The 4,230-nt window shown below is 78.2% G+C and carries 5 protein-coding genes and 1 pseudogene; 1 reads left to right on the top strand and 5 read right to left on the bottom strand.

Features of this window, described 5'->3' with window-relative positions; genetic code table 11:
• A pseudogene (locus FRAQA3DRAFT_RS36290) lies at nt 1-456 on the top strand (hypothetical protein); the annotation flags it as partial.
• On the opposite strand, the gene FRAQA3DRAFT_RS24460 reads toward FRAQA3DRAFT_RS36290, so the two are convergent.
• From FRAQA3DRAFT_RS24460 to FRAQA3DRAFT_RS36295, 5 genes are read right to left on the bottom strand one after another with little or no spacing between them, the layout of a single operon-like run.
• Nucleotides 429-917: an Rv3654c family TadE-like protein gene (locus FRAQA3DRAFT_RS24460; protein WP_009741732.1), complete on the bottom strand. Its 489-nt coding sequence runs from the start codon at nt 915-917 to the stop codon at nt 429-431. The pseudogene FRAQA3DRAFT_RS36290 and the gene FRAQA3DRAFT_RS24460 sit on opposite strands and share 28 nt — an antisense overlap.
• A complete protein-coding gene (locus FRAQA3DRAFT_RS24465; RefSeq protein WP_009741733.1) occupies nt 914-1,390 on the bottom strand; it encodes a TadE family protein in 477 nt (158 codons plus the stop codon). The genes FRAQA3DRAFT_RS24460 and FRAQA3DRAFT_RS24465 overlap by 4 nt, the downstream gene beginning before the upstream one ends.
• 9 nt (nt 1,391-1,399) lie before the next feature.
• The gene (locus FRAQA3DRAFT_RS24470; protein WP_009741734.1) at nt 1,400-1,660 is read right to left on the bottom strand and encodes a DUF4244 domain-containing protein; all 261 of its coding nucleotides are present in this window, start codon (nt 1,658-1,660) and stop codon (nt 1,400-1,402) included.
• Nucleotides 1,661-1,712: 52 nt separating this feature from the next.
• A complete protein-coding gene (locus FRAQA3DRAFT_RS24475) occupies nt 1,713-3,071 on the bottom strand; it encodes a type II secretion system F family protein (RefSeq protein ID WP_232291739.1) in 1,359 nt (452 codons plus the stop codon).
• An 8-nt stretch (nt 3,072-3,079) separates the two neighbouring features.
• The gene (locus FRAQA3DRAFT_RS36295; RefSeq protein WP_035923434.1) at nt 3,080-4,189 is read right to left on the bottom strand and encodes a TadA family conjugal transfer-associated ATPase; all 1,110 of its coding nucleotides are present in this window, start codon (nt 4,187-4,189) and stop codon (nt 3,080-3,082) included.
• Nucleotides 4,190-4,230 lie beyond the last annotated feature (41 nt).

Here is a 4,230-nt window from a genome sequence, read left to right on the forward strand (position 1 = left end):
GCGGCGACGCGCCCGGCTGCGGCCGCCGGGGTCGCCGGGCGGCCCGACGAGCGGACCCCTGGCGCACCCAGGCGGACTCGCCCCACCCTCGCCAAGCGCCCCACTCTCGCGAAGCAGCCTGCCGCCGAGGCCCGCCCGGCTTCTGCGGCCCGCCCGGCCGCCGAGACTGTCCCTGCGCATGGCGCCGACACCTCGCCCACCTGGTCCGGCGACGTCCGGCAGACCGCGCCGGTGCGGTCCGCCGTGCGCGTCCCCACCCCGTCGACGCCGCCGGCCTCGAACAACCCGGCGACCGATCCGCCGTCCGCCGGGTCCGGCGCGCCGCTGCGGACGAACACCCATCCGCGACGCGGCGACCGGATCGTGGCCCGCGTCGCGGACCTGGGCCGGCGGGAGACCCGCGACCACGACTCGGCAGACCAGACCGTTCAGGACGCAGCGGGGGCCCGCTCCTGACCATCCGTTTCCTGGGACGTCGGCAGGTAGGCGCCGGCCGCTCCGCCCCATGGGCCGGCCCGAGCGTGCACGGTCAGGTCGGTCAGCACGCCGACCACCGCCGGCAGGTGCACGCTGACGGCGACCTCCACCGCGTCGGCGGCGATCCGGCAGTCCAGCAGGCGGGCCCCGTTGGCGGCACTGATCTCCCGGGCCCGCGCGCACACGGATTGCTCGCCGACCGGGGGTAGGGCGGCCGCGGCGAGCGCCGCGAGATCGGCGGCCCCCGCAGCCCGCTGCCGCGCCGCGCCGATCACCGTCACGGTGAAGGCGAGGCCGGCCAGCGACAGCAGCGCGAACAGGACGGCGAGCAGCCACACCGTCGCCGATCCCGCATCCCGCCCGCCCCCGGTCGCCGCGAGGGGCGTCGAGGCCGCCCGCGGGTGGTGGCGACCACCCGCGGTCACGGCGGTCCCGGTCACGGCGGTCCCGGTCGCGGGCAGTCCGGCGCCGTGCAGGCGGTCGGTTCCACGGGCGTGACGGCGTGCGCGGTCACGACGAGTGCCGGCACCAGCCGGCCGAGGCCGGCGGCCCCCACCCGCGCCGAGACCTCGACGTCGAGCAGGCCCGCCTGGCGGTGCATCCGCAGGGTCGCGTCCCGAGGCGCCGCCCGGGTCACCGCGGCGGTGACTGCCGCCGCCGTCTCGCCTCTGGCCGCGAGCCGGGCGCCGACCCGGGCCGCGTCGGCGCACCGGGCCTGGGCGCCAACCACACCGAGCATCCAGGCCGCGAGGAAGAAGACGACGAACACCGACGGCAGGCCGACCGCGAGTTCGGCGGTCGCCTGACCGCTGTCCGCCCCGCTGGCTGCGTCCCGCCGGCGCTGGGCGCCGGCCGGTGGGCGGGGCGTGGGATGTACACGGCGCGCCCGCGGCGCCGCGCTGGGCCTTCGCACGGCGGCCGCTCAGAACGAAACGGTCAGTGCGCGCTGCACGACCGACGAGACCAGCGAGCGGGTCGCGGAACTCGACACCACCGCGTAGAGGACGCCGGCGAACGCGACCGCGGCGAGCGTGCCGACCGCGTACTCGGCTGTGGACATCCCCAGGTCGCGGCCGCCGGCGCCGCGACGGCGGCGGGCGAGGGCCCGGCGGCAGGCGGCCCGGATGGACGGCCGGCCGGGCAGGTGGCTCAGTGACGGGAACATCCTGGATGACGGGAACATCAGGGACACCTCCGGGAGCGGGGCAGCGATGGATCGATTGGTGCCTGCATGGCTACGCCGGCAGCAGATCCGGTAGGGAGCCGAGTACGACCGGGACGACGCCGAGCAGCAGGAAGGCGGGCAGAAAGCAGAGCCCGAGCGGCGCGACGGCCAGCACGCCGGCTCGGCGGGCCGCGGCGATGCTCTCCGCATGGGCCTCGTCGCGGGCCCGCTGGGCGAGCCGGACGAGGGCGGCGGCAGGTTTCGCGCCGGACGTCTGGGCCCGGTCGAAGGCGGTGACGGCCGCCCGCATCATCGCCGTCCAGCGCGATCCCGGCGAGCCGCGCGGATCGCGCCGCAGCAGCCGTGCCAGCCGCGCGGCGCGGCTGCGCGCGACAGTGGCAGCGATCAGCCGGTCGCAGGCGGTAGGCGCGTCGGCCCCCGCCGCCAGCGCGTCGGCGGCACGGCGCAGCTCCCTGCCCAGCACGCCGCCGTTGGCGGCGCCGACGGCCATCATGGCGGAGACGACAGTCCCGCCGCCGCGCAGGCAGGCCGCGATCAGGTCGAGGGCCAGCGGCAGATCGGCGAGCAGCCGCTCGCGCCCGGTGGCGGTGCCGGCCGGGCCACCGGTTCGGGCGGCGTCCATGGCCACCGGCCCCGCTCGCCGCTCGACCCGGTCCGCGAAGGACCGCAGCCAGCGCAGTCCCACCAGGTCCGCCAGGCCCCCCGCCAGCAGGCAGGCGTTGCCGGCGGGGGTGGCAAGCAACGTGTGCAGCGGATGGGCGCCGGCCAGCGATCCAAGCGCGATCCCGGCCAGTGGGAGGGCGGCCACCAGCCGCCCGGAGGACCTCGGGCCGGCCAGCGCCGCCGCCAGTTCCCCCGCCCGCACGGCGTCAGCCCGGGCGAGCGTGGCCAGCATCGTCGTGACGGGGGCGAGCCTGGCACCGACCATCGTGCAGACCTGGTAGGCGATGCCGAGCTGGCGTACGGCGCCGGCCTCGTTCCGGCACAGTGTGAGGCCGGGGTCGTCCGCTTCCGCGAGCGTCGCGGCCAGCTGGTCGAGCGGAATCCAGCCGGGACGCCGGCCGGGGGCGGTGCCGAGCTCCTCGATGCCGCGTGCGGCGGCGCGCAGCGCGTGCCCGTGCGGACCGCCGGCGTCGAGTTCCGCGGCGAAGGCCGCGAGGAAGTCCTCCGCGCCCGCGCGCACCATGGCCTGCCGCCGCCGCGCCCGCTCCCGCCGGACGGCTCGCGCCAGGCAGCCGAGCGCCATGGTCACGGTGGCCGCGGCGAGGGGCCCGGTGGTGACCGCGAGCACCGCGGCGATGCCCAGCGCGGCGATGGGCGCCGCCGCGCCCGCCGCAGGCCGGCTTTTGTTCGCCGTCCCGTCCCGGCCGCGACGCCGGCCCCGCACGGCCGGGCGCGCGGCGCGCACCGGGGCGATCAAGGCCGCCGCCCGGCGGGTGCGGCGGCGTCGACGAACGCCGGCAGGCTCACCCCGCGGACGTCCAGCAGGCTTCGCAGCAGCGGCAGTCCCTCCGCGGCCACGGGGCCCTCGCCGCGCCGCGGGGCTCCCCGCCTGGCCGCGGCCGGGGGCGCGACCAGCGCGGGTACGACCTCCACCAGCCCGTCGCGCGCCCGGCGGAACACGCCGACCGCCCGGACCCGCCGGTGGCCGTCCGCATCCCGGTGCAGGTGGACGGCCGCGTGCAGGGCTGCGGCGACATGGCTGTGGACCGCCGCCCGGGACAGCCCGGCGAGGGCAGCCAGCGCCTCCAGCCGGGTGGGCAGCGCGCCGGTGTCGTTCGCGTGCACGGTGCTCAGACCGCCCTCGTGCCCGGTGTTGAGGGCGACGAGGAGGTCGAGCACCTCGGGTCCGCGGACCTCGCCGACGACGAGACGGTCCGGTCGCATCCGCAGCGCCTGCCGGACCAGTTCGCGCTGGGTCACCTCGCCTGCGCCCTCGATGTTGGGCGGCCGGGCCTCCAGCCGGACCAGGCCGGGTCGGGTCACCGCGAGCTCGGCGGTGTCCTCGACGAGGACGATCCGCTCGCCCGGACGCACCGCGCCCAGCAGGGCGGCGAGCAGTGTGCTTTTGCCCGTGCCGGTGCCGCCCGTCACGACGACCGCGAGCCGCGCGTGCAGCACCGCGTGCAGCACTGCTGCCACCGCGGGGCTCAGCGTGCCGGCGAGCACGAGCTCGTCGAAGGTGAACGGCCGGCGCCGGGGGCGCCGTAGGGACAGGCAGGTGCCGCGCACGGCGGTGGGCGCGAGGACCGCGTGCATCCGGGTGCCATCGCCGAGCAGGACGTCGGCGAAGGGCATGGCGGAGTCCAGCCGCCGGCCGGCGGCCGCCGCGAGCCGGACGGCGAGGCGGCGCACGGCATCCTCGTCGGCGAAGGTGACCGAGGTCCTCGTCAGCCGACCCTGCCGCTCCACCCAGACCTCGTCGGGGGCGTTCACCAGCACGTCGGTGACGTGCGGATCCACGAGGAAGGGATCGAGCGGCCCGGCGCCGAGGGGTTCGGCGGTCACCGACTCCGGCACACTCAGGCCCGCCGCCTCCCGGCCCCCGCCCGCCTCCCAGGTCGCCG

This window comes from Frankia sp. QA3 (assembly GCF_000262465.1).
Classification (GTDB): domain Bacteria; phylum Actinomycetota; class Actinomycetes; order Frankiales; family Frankiaceae; genus Frankia.

Excerpts from the sequence above, each read along its gene's own strand:
- FRAQA3DRAFT_RS24470 (WP_009741734.1), bottom strand. The coding sequence starts at position 1,660 with ATGTTCCCGTCATCCAGGATGTTCCCGTCACTGAGCCACCTGCCCGGC.